Here is a 14,693-nt window from a genome sequence, read left to right as displayed (position 1 = left end):
TAGTCATGTATTTGAGATACTGAAAAACTTCCCGGAAAATTTCAGTAAACCAGCTACACTCACATTCATGTTTGATCCAAATAAAGTAGGCAGTGACCAAAGACCAGGCGTATTCTATTATGATGAGCTTACAAAACAATGGATAGAGATTACTGGAGGTACGGTGAACGGAAATCGTATCACAGTATCGGTTAAACATTTTACAAAGTTCGCTGTACTCGTAGTGGGTCAATCGGTAGATGTACCAACAGATGCGCTGAAATTTAGTGATATTGCTGGTCATTGGGCAAAAGATAACATTATCCAAGCGGTAGACAAAGGCATCGTAACGGGTTATTCGAATGGAACGTTCCAACCTGAACGAAATGTAACCAGAGCAGAATTTGTCGTGATGTTGATGAATACGTTGAAGCTAGAAGGCAAAGCGACGGATCTTACATTTACAGATTCAGCAGAAATCGGAGATTGGGCTAAAGGCGCAGTAGCAAAAGCGTTGGAAGCAAGCATAATCTTAGGCGATAGTGAAGGAAGCTTCCGCCCTCAAGCAGAAATTACCCGTGCAGAGATGGCAGTGATGATAGCACGTGCAATGGAATTAGTGACAGAAGAGAATGCTGTTACAGATTTTGCGGATGATCAAGTGATACCAATGTGGGCAAGAGGTGCAGTAGCTGCAATGAAGGAACTTGGATTGATAGAGGGCAAAGGTAACAATCGTTATGACGGTAACGGAATGACAACAAGAGCAGAAGCAGTTACTGTATTATTGAAAGTATTAGCGCAACAGCAATAACGGGCTAATTACTATCCAATATTGAGATTACAACATTAATATAAGAGGGTTATTCTTAATGCTGATTAGTTATGGCAAGAGGGATAACCCTTTTATTACATATTATAAAGTCATCTAGGACTGATCTTAGAGTTGTGATCATATGTAGGTGGCTTTGTTTATTTTTTCTAGAAAAACTGCTCTAAATCCAAATAAAGATGATTTTTTCGCAAAAACCTACCCATATGGGTAGGCGTAATTTTAGTAAAAGCACTATAAAATTAAAGGAGTAGTCTATTTAAGAAAATAATGAGCATTAGAGGAGAATAAGATGAGAAATTTAGGAAGAAAAGTAACTGTAATTCTGCTAGCGATGACGCTGTTGTTAAGTACTACGCAGCAAATAGCAATATTGGGGGATTACAAGGTAGCAGCCGAGTCGCCAGAATTTGCTGGTGGGAATGGAACTGAAGATGATCCGTTTCAAATTGCAAATGCGGATCAATTGAATGCTGTTCGTAACCATTTAGAAGCGGGTATTTACTTCGAATTGATTGATCATATTGACTTAAGTAGCTATGCAAGTAATGATGACGGGAAAGGTTGGACCATAATTGGAAATTGGGGCAATACTTTTCAAGGGAATCTTAATGGAGCTGGCTATTCGATAAGTAACTTGTATATTAATAGACCTACTACAGAAGGTCAGGCATTATTTGGATTTGTAGCTAGCTCAGCATCGATAAGTGACATTCATCTTATTGATGTAAATGTTAGTGGAGAGAATAATACTGGTAGTCTAGTTAGTTTCAATATGGGTACAGTGACCGCATCCTCTGCTACAGGGGAAGTTACTGGTTTGAATTTTGTAGGAGGATTGGTTGGTAAAAACTTCTATGGAAAGGTTCTTAATAGTAACGCTAATGTCAATGTAAGTGGAATTGGTGCTCAATTAGGTGGTTTGATTGGTGTGGTTGATTCTGGGACAGTTAATAACACCTTCGCTTTCGGTAACGTAACTGGGGTTGATTATGGTAATGTAGGTGGTCTGATCGGTACAGCTAGTGGTACTTCTTCAATAAATAATAACTACGCTACCGGTAATGTAACTAGTAAGTCATCTTATGGTAATGTAGGTGGCCTTATCGGTGAAGCTAGTAATAATTTATCAATAAATAAAAACTATGCTACAGGCAATGTGTCTGGGCGAAAAAACGTGGGCGGATTAATTGGAAATAGTAATAATGTTGTTACAAACAGCTTCGCACTAGGAAATGTTTCTGGTGATGAGAACGTAGGTGGTTTAATCGGGTACGCTCAACAATCAATGAATAATAGTTATGCTACCGGTAAAGTAACTGGTGGTACTAGTAACACAGGTGGATTAGTTGGTATTTTAGCTACTGGCGCTACCGTAATTAATGGTTTTTACAATAAGGAGACAACGGGTCAATCTGATAGTGGTAAAGGCGATTCAGTATCTATAGCAGACATGCAAAAAATAGCAACCTATACGGGCTGGAATTTCGATGATAGTACTTGGACAATAAATCCAGCACATAATAATGGTTATCCTTATCTCATTGAATTGCCTAGTCCTGAGTATGTCATCTATTCAGGGAATGGAAATACGGGTGGTAGAGCTCCAATATTTAAACTTCTTAAGCAAGGTCAAGAAATAACTTTAGACGATAATAGTGGAAACTTAACCAAATCAGGACACACTTTCGTTGGCTGGAATACAGAAGCAGATGGTAGTGGAGATGATTATCAACCAGGAGAATTATATAATATCAACATTGGAGCGGACATAACCTTCTATGCGGTGTGGTTACTTAGCTCTCCTGTCCTATCAGCTGATATAACTAATAACGATGTTATAAATGATATAGAAATTACATTCATTGATAATGCAACATGGAGAAACGCGATTACAACCATTGTTGCTAATGGGGACACATTGAGTGAAGAGGATTACTCGATAGAAGCAGGTAAGATTACACTATTTGCTAACATTTTTTCAGCTGCTACCTATACGATCGCAGTAGTTGCGGACGGATATGCAGATGCAACGGTGCAACAGATCATTCAGCCAAATGTCAATCTAAGTAGTTTAATACTAAGTAGTGGTGCAACGAATGAGACGTTTACTAGTTCAAAGACGAATTATACCCAATCTATAGCGTATGGAGTGACTAGTCTAACGGTGACTCCTACAGCTGCGGACTCAGCAGCAATCGTGAAAGTAGCTGTGAATGGTGGAGTAAGTACAAATGTTACGAGTGGAGAAGCAAGTGTGATTCTTCCACTTGAAGTAGGAGCAAATACGATTACGGTAACGGTTGGCGATGAGCCTTCTAAGGTGTATACGATTATCTTAACTCGTGGTGAAGCTAATCTTAATCTAAGTAGCTTAGTACTAAATAGCGGTGCACTAAATGAGACATTTACGGGTCCAGTGACGAGTTATACGCAAGATGTCGCGTATGGAATATCTGGTCTAACGGTGACGCCTACAGCATTAGAACCTACAACAATTATGAAAGTAGCTGTGAATGGTGAATCTAGCACGATCATTAAGAGTGGAGAAGCAAGTGCTACTCTTCCGCTTAATGTGGGAGCAAATACGATTAAAGTAATCGTAATGGATGAGAATGAGCTTTCTAAGGTTTATACGGTTGTCGTAACTCGTGGCGGGCCAAATCTTGTTTTAGGAAGCTTAGTATTAAGTAGTGGTGCACTGAATGAGACATTTAATAGTTCAGTTACAAGTTATACGCAAGATGTCACGTATGGAATATCTAGTCTAACAGTTACTCCAACAGTAGCCGAATCAGCAGCAATCGTGAAAGTCTCTGTGAATGACGAAGCTAATACGATCGTAACGAGTGGAGAAGCAAGTGCTAATTTACCGCTTAAAGTAGGAGAAAATACGATTAAAGTAACGGTAACGATTGGAAATGAGTTTTCTAAGGAGTATACGGTTGTCGTGACTCGTGGCGAGCCAAGTATTGATCTAGGAAGCTTAGCATTAAGCAGTGGTCAACTGAATGAGACGTTTACAAGTAGCAAGACAAGTTATTCGCAAGATGTGGCGTATGGAAAGACCAGTCTAACAGTGACTCCTATAGTAGTAGAACCAACGGCAATAGTGGAAGTCTCAGTGAATGACGAAGACAGTGAGATTGTTAAAACTGGAGAAGCCAGTAATGCACTTCCGCTTAAAGTAGGAGAAAATACGATAACAGTAACGGTAACGGTTGGGAATAAGCCATCTAAGATGTATACGGTTGTCGTAACACGTGGCGAAGCAAGTCTTGATCTAAATAATCTAGTATTAAGTAGTGGTGCATTGAATAAGACATTTACAGGATCAGAGACAAATTATACGCAAGATGTATCCAATGGAGTATCTAGTCTTACTGTTACTCCTACAGTAGTCGAACCAACAGCAGTAGTAAAAGTCTCTGTGAATGGTGAAGCAAGTACGATCGTTACAAGTGGTGCTGCAAGTGCTACGCTTCCACTTAAAGTAGGAGCAAATACGATTATAATAACGGTAACAGTAGGGAATGAACTGTCTAAGGTGTACACGGTAGTCGTGACGCGTAAGGCAGCGTCTAGCGGCAATGGTGGATCAACACCGATCATTGATCCGAATGTAACCTCATCCAATGGTAAGGTAACGATTCCAACAGGGAGTACAGGAACGGTTGCGTTAGACAATGAAGTAACGGTTTCTATACCAGTGAATGCTACGAACAACGATGTAACGATTACGATAGAAAAATTACTTGAAACGAACAACCTTCTAGCTAATGATGAACTGCTAGGTAGTCATGTATTTGAGATACTGAAAAACTTCCCGGAAAATTTCAGTAAACCAGCTACACTCACATTCATGTTTGATCCAAATAAAGTAGGCAGTGACCAAAGACCAGGCGTATTCTATTATGATGAGCTTACAAAACAATGGATAGAGATTACTGGAGGTACGGTGAACGGAAATCGTATCACAGTATCGGTTAAACATTTTACAAAGTTCGCTGTACTCGTAGTGGGTCAATCGGTAGATGTACCAACAGATGCGCTGAAATTTAGTGATATTGCTGGTCATTGGGCAAAAGATAACATTATCCAAGCGGTAGACAAAGGCATCGTAACGGGTTATTCGAATGGAACGTTCCAACCTGAACGAAATGTAACCAGAGCAGAATTTGTCGTGATGTTGATGAATACGTTGAAGCTAGAAGGCAAAGCGACGGATCTTACATTTACAGATTCAGCAGAAATCGGAGATTGGGCTAAAGGTGCAGTAGCAAAAGCGTTGGAAGCAAACATAATCTTAGGCGATAGTGAAGGAAGCTTCCGCCCTCAAGCAGAAATTACCCGTGCAGAGATGGCAGTGATGATAGCACGTGCAATGGAATTAGTGACAGAAGAGAATGCCATTACAGATTTTGCGGATGATCAAGTCATTCCAACATGGGCAAAAGGTGCAGTAGCTGCAATGAAGGAACTTGGATTGATAGAGGGCAAAGGTAACAATCGTTATGACGGTAACGGAATGACAACAAGAGCGGAAGCAGTTACTGTATTATTGAAAGTATTAGCGCAACAGCAATAACTGAGTACTTAGAACCCAATATTGAACAATAGATTAATACAAGAGGGTTATCCGTAATGCTGATACCATATGGCAAGAGGGATAACCCTTTCATTGTAATAACGAGATACAAAAGCTACTATTGGTGAGTGGCATGGAATCTGTTACAATAAAGAAAGCAAAAGTAGACACTAATATAGCTGACCAGTTATTTTAGTAGATCTCATAACGGAGTGATAAGTTGGCTAAAGGTAAAGGCGGTACAGGTCAAGGAACTGGAAAAAAAGGATGGAATCGTTGGCAAGCAGCAGAAAGAAAAGTTGCGAGCGCACCAAAACCATATACGAGTAAAGGTACAAAAAAACCAAAACCTACTTCTACTCCATAATGGAGTGTAGTTATCTCCCAATCATCTGATTGGGAGATTTTTATGTTGAGATACAAAAATTCACATGTATTGTTTGTATCATCAAATAACTTCTTGATAGAAATTATTTGATGATACAATGATAAAAGGGATGCCGAGTAGTAGTCAAGACTACTACTCGGCATCCCTTTATTGGTTTATGAAATAAGAAATAAAGCCGTTGTACTATGCATGAATCCATGTGGTATTATTACCTGTTTTCGGACAAGTAGGAAATTTGTTACCGACATTTAAGTTCATTCGTTCACCATCATCATCGATATATTGACCGGCTTCTGTTACGAGCTCACCGGTTTTATGTTGATGATTAGTATGGCGCCATGTTGTGTCTTTTCCTGATTGTGGACAAGCAGGAAATGCGTTTCCTTTGCTAAGTTCTCGTTTTTCTCCAGCAGCACATACATACTGCCCGGTCTCCATTACCTCTTCACTTGTGTGATGTAAATCAGTAGCTGTTTTCATGTTCAGTCAATCCTTTCAATGGTAGATTAGTGAACCACATTATTGTAATGTCACTTGTTCATTAATACCCACTTGTGTCTACTATGAAACAGATATAAGTGATTCAAAAAATATGTTTCAAAGATTGCTAGGGTGGTTACTACATAGTAAGAAGTTGATACATTACTTACACATTTTTATTAAATGAAACAAAAAGGAGAGATATCAAATGCCAAATGAAACGAGAAGTAGTGGAATATTGCTAGGGACTGTAATAGGAGGCGCGATGGGTATCGTTGCTACACTATTACTAGCACCTAAGTCGGGTGCCAAGATGCGAGAGGAACTATCGAACAAATATCATTCTTTATGTGATAAAACGAAAGAAATCGCATCTACAGTTGGAGATAGAACAAGAGAGATTGCATCCACCGTTGGTGATACAACAAAAGATATCGTTGAAAGTGTTAAGGAAGAAGCATCTAGTCTTGCTGATCAAGCGAAAGAATCTAATCAGAACATTAAAAATACATTTTCTTCCACAAAAGACGAGATTAAAGATAAGCTAACAGCTACAGACAAATAAAGCTCATAATCACATAAAGGAGTATTAAAAGGTTACTAAGCAGAACTGCGAAAAGAGCAGTTCTGCTTAGTTGTGTCATGATTAATGTTACTCTTTGCACAAAAATACCTTATCCTAATTGAAAGATAACAATCAGGATAAGGTATCAGGAGCAGGTTGAGGTAATAGGCGTATGTGAAGTATATTAAGAAAAGTTATCATTCATCTAACTTATGATGAGCTAATATTCTTTGTAGCTTCATAATCGCACGCTTCTGTATACGTGAGACACTCATCTGCGAAATGCCGAGCTGCTGGGCAATAGTACGCTGTGATAAATCGTTATGATAAATATGATTAAGCACATTACGTTCTTCTTCTTTCAAGTGCTCTAGTGCATCTTCTAGATCAATCCGGTGCTCAACTGCCTTATATTCATCAACTTGAGAATCAATAAGATCACCAATCGTTGCACTATCATTATCAGTAGAGAGCGGTGTATCTAACGAAATGTATTGATAAGATTCGCGAGAAGATAGAATTTCAATCGTCTCCTCAACAGTTAGATCCATATGAGCTGCAATTTCATCGATATTTGGAGATCGTTGAAGAGTTATTGTAAGATGGTCAATTGATTTCTGAATTAGCAATCCTTTTTCTTTAATTCTTCTAGGAACTTGTATATACCATGATTTGTCACGTAAATAATTTTTGAGATGTCCAATTAAGCTTTTCATTGCATATCCTTCAAATGGAATTGCACGTTCATGGTCGTATTGTTTAAATAATCTTAGCATGGATAGTTGAGCAACCTGAAATAGATCTTCAAACAAATCGGGTCGACTACGTGACATTTTGACAGCGGCCATTCGAATAAGCGGTTTATAATGAAGAAGCAGTTCAGTTGCGATATCATTACATTCACTCACTTTGTAGATCTCCATCAATTCTATCGTTTGTTCTGGATTAAGACAGGAGGATTTGTTATTCATGCAAGTTCCTCTTTTCTACTAATTCTCTTTGTTAGTATCACCTCCGTACCGAGGTCGGTACGAAACTCGACGCTATCCATTAAGGCATGCATCATATAAATTCCCAGTCCTCCAGGAACAATATTATCTAATGATTGATTATGAAGAGCAACAGGCTTACTAACTGTTTGTTCAAACTGAAAACTACTGCCAGAATCTTTGACTGAAATACAGATATAATCCTTTTCTAATTGGAATGTAACATTGATTAAGCCAAAGTGTTGAAAATCGTAAGCATGTAGTACAGCATTTGTACAAGCTTCTGATACAGCTACTTTCATGTCTTCAATTTCTTCATAGGAGAATCCAGCTTTGTTAGCTACTCCATATAAAGTTAGTCGAACAATATCGATATACTCTGCCTGAGCAGGTATTGTTAAATGAATACGAGGGTTTGTCATTAGTCATGTTCCTCTCTATCGTTACTTTATTATAGTCTAAAATCTTTTGACTCGTTTCCATATTCGTAATGAAGAAATGATAGTGTCTACTATTGCAGTAGAAATCCCATCGGTACGTTTCGAGGTATTACGATCACTTTGTACAGTTTGACGCTGATCCTTCTTCAATGTTGTGGCTAGATTAGCGGCAGATTCTTTAGCTACACCTGTAAATGAATGAACAGCTTGTCCAATATCATTGACGGTTGCAAAAAGTATGTTGAGAGAGCTTAACTTTTTCCTTACATCGAGCGTCATTTCATTCGTGTTATGGATGGCCTCTTTCATATCTTCTGAAATGTGAGAGACGTCCGTTCGTACTTGTCCAATCATTAGCCGCATTTCTTCAATTGCTGCTTTCAACACTTTCAACGTTTGTACAATAGAATACATCAGAATAATAAATGCAATCGTAATAATAATAATGCCAATTTGAATGAACAGATCCATATATATCACATCCTCTTTTTTTAATATTTACCCAAGATCATCTATTTTGAATCAGAAAGATCCAAAAATTAAGTCATGTTATAATTAATGTATTCTATTAAATCTATAAAGAATGAAAAGGAGATTATGATGCTAAAGGGATTGAGATTAAATATACGAATGAAAATTGCGATTGGATATATCCTTGTAATATGTTGTTTAAGCGTGTCCATTGTTATCGTAACCGATAGAATTTCAGCTTTGCAGGATGAAGTAGAAAGTATTACTAGTCGTGATATTGAAATTCATAACTTAATAGCGTCCGTTCGGAATGCTACTTTAAGTATGGAAACAGGACAGCGTGGTTATCTACTCACGGGAGATGAAGTATATCTAGATCCGTATAAAGAGGGGAAATCACAGTGGCAAGCGCAATATAACAGCTTATATACCCATCTATCGGATAATTTGAGTACACAAAGTGATTTAGAAGAAATTAAGCTATCCATCCAAAATTGGATTGATACAGTAGGTGAACCTACTATTCTATTAAAAAAACAAAATAAAACAGAAGAGTTAGTAGAGTTTTTTAATAATGATATAGGTAAACAATATATTGATGAATTACGTAGTAAGTTTGAATCTCTGCATACGAAAGAAATCCAATCTACGAAAGCACATGTGAGTGAATTAGAAAATCGAAACCAACTATTAACGATTGGAATTTATGTCATGCTACTAATCGTTACTGTGATCGCATTTATGATTGTTGCTTTTGTGTCGGGATCGATTGTCAACACGATTAAGCAAGTAGTTAAAACAATTACCGAAATTGCTTCTGTTGGTGGAGACCTGACGACTAGAATTAAAGTTAATACAAGAGATGAAATACGTGATTTGGGAGAGGCAACGAATGAACTCTTATCGAGTTTGGAAATAAAAAACTGGATTCAGACAAAAGTAGCCGAAGTAGCAACAATGAACCAAGGTATTAATGATCTAACAACATTAGGCGAATCTTTCTTATCTAAAGTAGCCCCGATGATTAATGCGACTTATGGGGTTTTCTATATACGTAAAGGTAATGATAAGCAGCAAAAGTTAGTTAATATCGCGTCTTATGCTGGACTTGATGAAAATGTTGGGAAATATGAATTCAAGATGGGTGAAGGGCTAATAGGGCAATGTGCAGTTGAGAAACGAATTTTTCTATTGAATGGTGCTCAAGATCATCCAGCAATGATAACTACAGCATTTGGTCAGATTGCGCCCCAAAGTATTTTGATTGTTCCGATAGAATATGAAAACAAGGTAGAGGCTGTTGTAGAATTCGCTTCATTAGAACCATTCAGTTCTCAGCATCTAAAATTACTGGAAGAAATCGAAGTGGATTTTGGTATTGCGGTTAACAATGTATCAGGGCGCATGGAAGTTGAACGCTTACTAAGCGAATCTCAAGTGTTAACGGAGGAGCTTCAAGCACATACAGAGGAATTACAGTCACAATCAGAAGAACTACAAATGCAACAAGAAGAAATGCGTATGACGACGGAGCATTTGGAAGAGCAGAATTTATTTGCAGAACAAAAAACGAAAGAATTAGAAAAAGCGAAGCAAGAGTTAGAAATATATTCAGCCAAACTGAAACAAAGTTCGCAGTATAAAACGAATTTTCTAGCAAATATGTCGCATGAACTAAGAACTCCTTTGAATAGTATTTTAATCCTGTCTCAGTTACTTGCTGATAATGAAAATAGCTCGTTAAGTATAGACGAAGAGGGATACGCTAAAGTGATTCATTCTTCCGGAAATGATTTACTTAAGTTAATTGACGATATTCTTGATTTATCTAAAATTGAAGCGGGTAAAGTCATATTAACGATTGATGAGGTCAATATAACGGAAGTACCAGAGTTGATCAAACTTAGCTTTGAACCGATTGCAGATAAGAAAGGTATTCAATTTAAGATTCAGACGGACAATAATCTACCAAATACATGGCATACGGATGGTCAACGATTACAGCAAATTATGAAAAATCTATTGTCTAATGCTTTCAAATTTACGAATGAAGGTACAGTGAAATTGACAATTGGACTTGCTGATCGAACATTAGCAAAGCAATTATTACCATTGTATAGCAATGAACAAGTACTAGCTATCTCAGTTAGTGATACGGGTATTGGTATTCCAATTGATAAGCAACAATTAATCTTCGAAGCGTTCCAGCAAGTGGACGGAGAGACGAATCGTCAATATGGCGGTACTGGACTTGGGTTATCCATCTGTAATGAATTTTCAAGATTGTTAGGTGGTAAAATTACACTAGACAGTACTCCTGGTATAGGTAGTACCTTTACGCTTTACTTACCTAATTTGAGTCAATCAAAAATTGAACAGATAACTAACAGTAATCAAGAAGTTGCTGCTTCAACCGATTCACAGGTCGTTATTATTTCATCAGATGAACAAGATACGAAAGTTGAAGATCATATTATTACTTATCAAGAGAATTCATTATTTACTGATAAGAAAGTTCTTGTTGTAGAAGACGATGCGCGTAATATATATGCATTAGTGAAAGCACTTGAAAGAAAAGGGGTGGATGTCACTGTAGCTGGTAATGGTATTCGGTGTATGGAAATTTTACAAAAAGATAGTAACTTCGATCTTATTCTAATGGATATTATGATGCCATTGATGGATGGGTTTGAGACGATGAGAGCTATTCGAGGGGATGCTACGCTACAAGATGTTCCGATTATTGCTCTAACTGCAAAAGCGATGAAGAGCGATCGAGATCGCTGTCTAGAAGCGGGAGCTTCAGATTATATTAGCAAGCCAATCAATATGGATCAATTATTTTCATTAATGACAGTATGGTTAACGAAGCAGGTGAGACATTGAACACAAACTACAACGATGATCACAACAAAAGTAACACTGGTTTGAATTTAGAGCCAAACAGATCTATTGAATTAGAGCATATTGAAATAAGACTACTGTTAGAAGGTATATATCAGACATACGGGTTTGATTTTCGCAATTATTTGCAATCATCGTTAAGAAGAAGAATCATTAATCGAATGCAAATTGAACAATTGCCTAATATGATTACTTTGCTTGAAAAGGTACTGTATGAACCCGAATTTATAAAAACAATAGTTAATGATCTCTCTATTCGTGTAACAGAGATGTATCGAGATCCATCATTTTTTCTAGCTTTTAGGCAGAAAATCGTTCCTATGATAAGAGATTATTCGGAGATTAGAATTTGGCATGCTGGTTGTTCAACTGGAGAAGAAGTTTACTCTATGGCCATTTTGTTAGAGGAAGAAGATTTGTTACACAAAACAAAGCTATATGCGACAGATATGAATGAACAAGTAATAGAGCAAGCAAAATTAGGTAAGTTTTCATTGAAAAGAATGCAAACCTTTACGAAAAATTACATGCTTGCTGGAGGAACTAAAGAATTTTCAACTTATTATATTACTGATGATGAATATGCCATTTTTCATCCAGAGATTATGAATAAAGTCGTGTTTGCACAGCATAATCTCGCAACAGATAGTACATTTAATGAGTTTCATATTATTTTATGTAGAAATGTTATGATCTATTTCGATACTAAACTGCAGCACCGTGTTCATAACTTATTTTATGAGAGTTTAACCTCGGATGGATTTTTGGTACTGGGTAATATGGAGTCAATTATTGCTGCCAACAAAGCACAATATGAAGATATCGTTCCGTGTGAGCGGATCTTTCGCAAGTTCTCTATGTAGAAAATCAGCTTACAGGGCGAACGCTTCGCTTCTCCACTCTACATGGTAGCTTCCCTGCTTTGATGTTTCTGTATAAGTGTACTTTGAGGGATCCTTAAAAACGATAGAAAGGAGCTTGTAATATATCTATGGAGATTGAGAATCTTATTACAGTAAAATCGAGAGAAGATTTGAGGAATTGGCTACAGGAGAACAGTAAGACTGAAAAATTTTGTTGGGTCGTAGTTAGTATGACGCCAAACCAAGATACTTTGCTATACTTGGATGCGGTCGAGGAATCTTTATGTTTTGGATGGATCGATGGAGTCAAAAAGAAAATATCTGAAACTGGGCTGGCGCAAAGACTGTCTCCTAGAAGCAAAAAAAGCTCTTGGACTGAATTGAATAAAGAACGTGTACGCCGCCTCGAGAAGTTGGGGTTAATGAGTGATGAAGGAAGAAAGGTACTTCCTAATATGGACCAAGATTCATTTAAAATAGATACTGTTATAGAGCAAAGATTACAAGAGGAACGGCAAGTATATGAGAACTTTTTGGCATTTCCAGATCTTTATAAAAGAGTTAGAATCGATACGATTCAAAGCAATAAAAATGAGCTGGATTTATTTAATACTAAATTAGACAAATTTATAACAAACACTAAAGAAAATAAAATGTACGGTCAATGGCATGATAATGGACGCCTTCTAGATTATTAAGATGTGCAAAGGGATGCAAAACAGGTCAAGATCGGGATACGTATATCCCAGTCTTGACCTGTTTTTATATTGATTATTTACTATTTACGCTGTTAGAAATTTAACTAGTGTAACTTGAGTAATGTTGTCGGTAGTTTCAACTGTAACTTCATCCATTAGTGCTTGCATGAGATAAATTCCTAATCCACCTACAGGTAATTCACTAATATCCGTTGCTGGAAGAGGGGATGCATTCTCTAACGCATCTTCATGTTTAAATGAATGCCCTTTATTACTAATTTTGATAGTCAGACTATGTTCTCGACTTTCAAAACAAATATCAATATTATGATGCTGCGATGTTCTAGATCCATGAAGAACGGCATTGTTACAAGCCTCTGAGACAGCAACTTTCATGTCCTCAATATCTTCGTAAGAGAAGCTTAATTTTGAAGCAATACCAAATAGGCATACTCGTACAATATCAATGTAATCGGCAAGGGCAGGAATTTGTAAACGGATTTCTTTCATGCTTACACTTCGGTCCCTTCTGTTAAATATCCAGATATACCTGTCAAATCAAATAGTCGCTTAATAGGTGCCGGAATGTTTTGAACAATAAAAGGTGCATGCAATCCATCACGAATTTTCAGGATAGATACGATAATACCAATTCCAGTACTATCAATATAGTTTAGATTTTTCAAATTAAGAATTAATGCTTTTTCAGATTGTTTCACGATAGGCCCAAGTACAGCTCGGAACTGCTGAACAACTGCAAGATCTAAATCTCCACTTACATGTAAAATATATGCTTCATTATTTTCTTCTTGTTCAATATGAAATTGTTTAGCTGACATTGCATTCACTCCGGTCTTCTTAATTTAGTAAATAATACCAATAAAATAAGTTTGAAACAAGGGTACAAATTGTTAATGTTTTAAGTTGATGCAATATGATAAAAAGCTATTGATTGTAGCTGCTTATTATCTTGATCAATAAAAAGTTTAAGTACGGCTTCATCTCGCTGATAAACTAGGCCATCTTCTGCTACATAGTCTGGATCACCTAGAGCTAACTGCAGTGCCTCAATAGTTGCTGGTATTTCTACTTGATCCAGCGTAATGGTAGAAGCGTCAGTACCTACTTCTACGCTATCAATCGTATCGTCTATGAAGCTAATAGTCATATTTGGATATTCGTACATCTCATATTCAACAAAATATGAATCGCTACTGATTTGTTCTGGATCACCTAATATATTGATGACTGTAGAAACATCATCATATAGGGAAATACTATTAACCGTATTTAGTGTAATGATCTCTTGAGAGGGTTTGATCACCTTGATAGCACTCTGCTCTGCTAATTCTACTGTAGCCGCCTCGGCTATAGGCATTACATTGTTCAATTGAATTGGGCTAATAATACCAACTATTAGGTAACTGATTAATAGAATGACCTTCATATCATCATACCTCCTAATACAAAATCAATTAATTAATAATGTATAAACC

Annotated in this window: 14 protein-coding genes; 7 read left to right on the top strand and 7 right to left on the bottom strand. The window is 37.1% G+C overall.

The window, feature by feature from the left end; all coding sequences use genetic code 11:
- The 3 genes from NV377_RS20400 to NV377_RS20390 all read left to right on the top strand — a co-directional run.
- A partial coding sequence (locus tag NV377_RS20400; protein WP_258202643.1) for an S-layer homology domain-containing protein occupies positions 1-793 on the top strand: 793 nt, incomplete at its 5' end.
- 310 nt (positions 794-1,103) lie between these two features.
- Positions 1,104-5,399 carry a cadherin-like beta sandwich domain-containing protein gene (locus tag NV377_RS20395; protein WP_258202642.1) on the top strand — a complete coding sequence of 1,432 codons (4,296 nt, stop codon included), beginning with the start codon at positions 1,104-1,106 and terminating at the stop codon, positions 5,397-5,399.
- A 220-nt stretch (positions 5,400-5,619) separates the two neighbouring features.
- Positions 5,620-5,766 carry a DUF3934 family protein gene (locus NV377_RS20390; protein ID WP_258202641.1) on the top strand — a complete coding sequence of 49 codons (147 nt, stop codon included), beginning with the start codon at positions 5,620-5,622 and terminating at the stop codon, positions 5,764-5,766.
- A 204-nt stretch (positions 5,767-5,970) separates the two neighbouring features.
- Here NV377_RS20390 and NV377_RS20385 read toward each other — a convergent pair whose 3' ends face one another.
- Positions 5,971-6,267: a hypothetical protein gene (locus tag NV377_RS20385; protein ID WP_258202640.1), complete on the bottom strand. Its 297-nt coding sequence runs from the start codon at positions 6,265-6,267 to the stop codon at positions 5,971-5,973.
- A 208-nt stretch (positions 6,268-6,475) separates the two neighbouring features.
- Here NV377_RS20385 and NV377_RS20380 point away from each other — a divergent pair, with 208 nt between their 5' ends.
- Positions 6,476-6,832: a YtxH domain-containing protein gene (locus NV377_RS20380; protein WP_258202639.1), complete on the top strand. Its 357-nt coding sequence runs from the start codon at positions 6,476-6,478 to the stop codon at positions 6,830-6,832.
- 197 nt (positions 6,833-7,029) lie between these two features.
- On the opposite strand, the gene NV377_RS20375 is transcribed toward NV377_RS20380, so the two are convergent.
- The 3 genes from NV377_RS20375 to NV377_RS20365 are packed head-to-tail and all read right to left on the bottom strand — an operon-like array spanning position 7,030 to position 8,732.
- Positions 7,030-7,803, bottom strand: a complete 774-nt coding sequence (locus tag NV377_RS20375) for a sigma-70 family RNA polymerase sigma factor (RefSeq protein ID WP_258202638.1) — start codon at positions 7,801-7,803, stop codon at positions 7,030-7,032.
- Positions 7,800-8,243 (bottom strand): anti-sigma B factor RsbW, encoded by a 444-nt coding sequence (gene rsbW / locus NV377_RS20370; protein ID WP_258202637.1) that lies wholly within the window; start codon positions 8,241-8,243, stop codon positions 7,800-7,802. The genes NV377_RS20375 and rsbW (NV377_RS20370) overlap by 4 nt, the downstream gene beginning before the upstream one ends.
- A gap of 36 nt (positions 8,244-8,279) precedes the next feature.
- Complete coding sequence (locus tag NV377_RS20365; protein WP_258202636.1) at positions 8,280-8,732, bottom strand: DUF948 domain-containing protein; 453 nt, start codon at positions 8,730-8,732, stop codon at positions 8,280-8,282.
- A 126-nt stretch (positions 8,733-8,858) separates the two neighbouring features.
- Here NV377_RS20365 and NV377_RS20360 point away from each other — a divergent pair, with 126 nt between their 5' ends.
- From NV377_RS20360 to NV377_RS20350, 3 genes are all read left to right on the top strand, one after another.
- A complete protein-coding gene (locus tag NV377_RS20360; RefSeq protein ID WP_258202635.1) occupies positions 8,859-11,618 on the top strand; it encodes an ATP-binding protein in 2,760 nt (919 codons plus the stop codon).
- On the top strand, positions 11,615-12,499 hold the full coding sequence (locus NV377_RS20355) for a CheR family methyltransferase (protein ID WP_373425838.1): 885 nt from the start codon (positions 11,615-11,617) through the stop codon (positions 12,497-12,499). The genes NV377_RS20360 and NV377_RS20355 overlap by 4 nt, the downstream gene beginning before the upstream one ends.
- 128 nt (positions 12,500-12,627) lie before the next feature.
- Positions 12,628-13,197, top strand: a complete 570-nt coding sequence (locus NV377_RS20350) for a YdeI/OmpD-associated family protein (protein ID WP_258202634.1) — start codon at positions 12,628-12,630, stop codon at positions 13,195-13,197.
- Between the two features lie 84 nt (positions 13,198-13,281).
- On the opposite strand, the gene rsbW (NV377_RS20345) is transcribed toward NV377_RS20350, so the two are convergent.
- The 3 genes from rsbW (NV377_RS20345) to NV377_RS20335 form a co-directional block, all read right to left on the bottom strand.
- Entirely contained in the window at positions 13,282-13,707 is a 426-nt protein-coding gene (rsbW, locus tag NV377_RS20345; protein ID WP_258202633.1) for an anti-sigma B factor RsbW, read from the bottom strand.
- A gap of 2 nt (positions 13,708-13,709) precedes the next feature.
- Positions 13,710-14,036, bottom strand: a complete 327-nt coding sequence (locus NV377_RS20340) for an STAS domain-containing protein (protein ID WP_258202632.1) — start codon at positions 14,034-14,036, stop codon at positions 13,710-13,712.
- A gap of 80 nt (positions 14,037-14,116) precedes the next feature.
- Positions 14,117-14,644 carry a hypothetical protein gene (locus NV377_RS20335; protein ID WP_258202631.1) on the bottom strand — a complete coding sequence of 176 codons (528 nt, stop codon included), beginning with the start codon at positions 14,642-14,644 and terminating at the stop codon, positions 14,117-14,119.
- Positions 14,645-14,693 lie beyond the last annotated feature (49 nt).

Source organism: Paenibacillus endoradicis (assembly GCF_024721975.1).
Note: the sequence above shows the minus strand (reverse complement) of the source record. Positions and strands in the feature narration are given on the sequence as shown.

What these genes read in the sequence shown, in the direction of transcription:
- NV377_RS20360 (WP_258202635.1), top strand. Translation starts at nt 8,859, where the DNA reads ATGATGCTAAAGGGATTGAGATTAAATATACGAATGAAAATTGCGATT.
- rsbW (WP_258202637.1), bottom strand. Translation starts at nt 8,243, where the DNA reads ATGACAAACCCTCGTATTCATTTAACAATACCTGCTCAGGCAGAGTAT.
- NV377_RS20350 (WP_258202634.1), top strand. Translation starts at nt 12,628, where the DNA reads ATGGAGATTGAGAATCTTATTACAGTAAAATCGAGAGAAGATTTGAGG.
- NV377_RS20340 (WP_258202632.1), bottom strand. Translation starts at nt 14,036, where the DNA reads ATGTCAGCTAAACAATTTCATATTGAACAAGAAGAAAATAATGAAGCA.
- NV377_RS20395 (WP_258202642.1), top strand. Translation starts at nt 1,104, where the DNA reads ATGAGAAATTTAGGAAGAAAAGTAACTGTAATTCTGCTAGCGATGACG.
- rsbW (WP_258202633.1), bottom strand. Translation starts at nt 13,707, where the DNA reads ATGAAAGAAATCCGTTTACAAATTCCTGCCCTTGCCGATTACATTGAT.
- NV377_RS20380 (WP_258202639.1), top strand. Translation starts at nt 6,476, where the DNA reads ATGCCAAATGAAACGAGAAGTAGTGGAATATTGCTAGGGACTGTAATA.
- NV377_RS20365 (WP_258202636.1), bottom strand. Translation starts at nt 8,732, where the DNA reads ATGGATCTGTTCATTCAAATTGGCATTATTATTATTACGATTGCATTT.
- NV377_RS20375 (WP_258202638.1), bottom strand. Translation starts at nt 7,803, where the DNA reads ATGAATAACAAATCCTCCTGTCTTAATCCAGAACAAACGATAGAATTG.
- NV377_RS20335 (WP_258202631.1), bottom strand. Translation starts at nt 14,644, where the DNA reads ATGAAGGTCATTCTATTAATCAGTTACCTAATAGTTGGTATTATTAGC.
- NV377_RS20385 (WP_258202640.1), bottom strand. Translation starts at nt 6,267, where the DNA reads ATGAAAACAGCTACTGATTTACATCACACAAGTGAAGAGGTAATGGAG.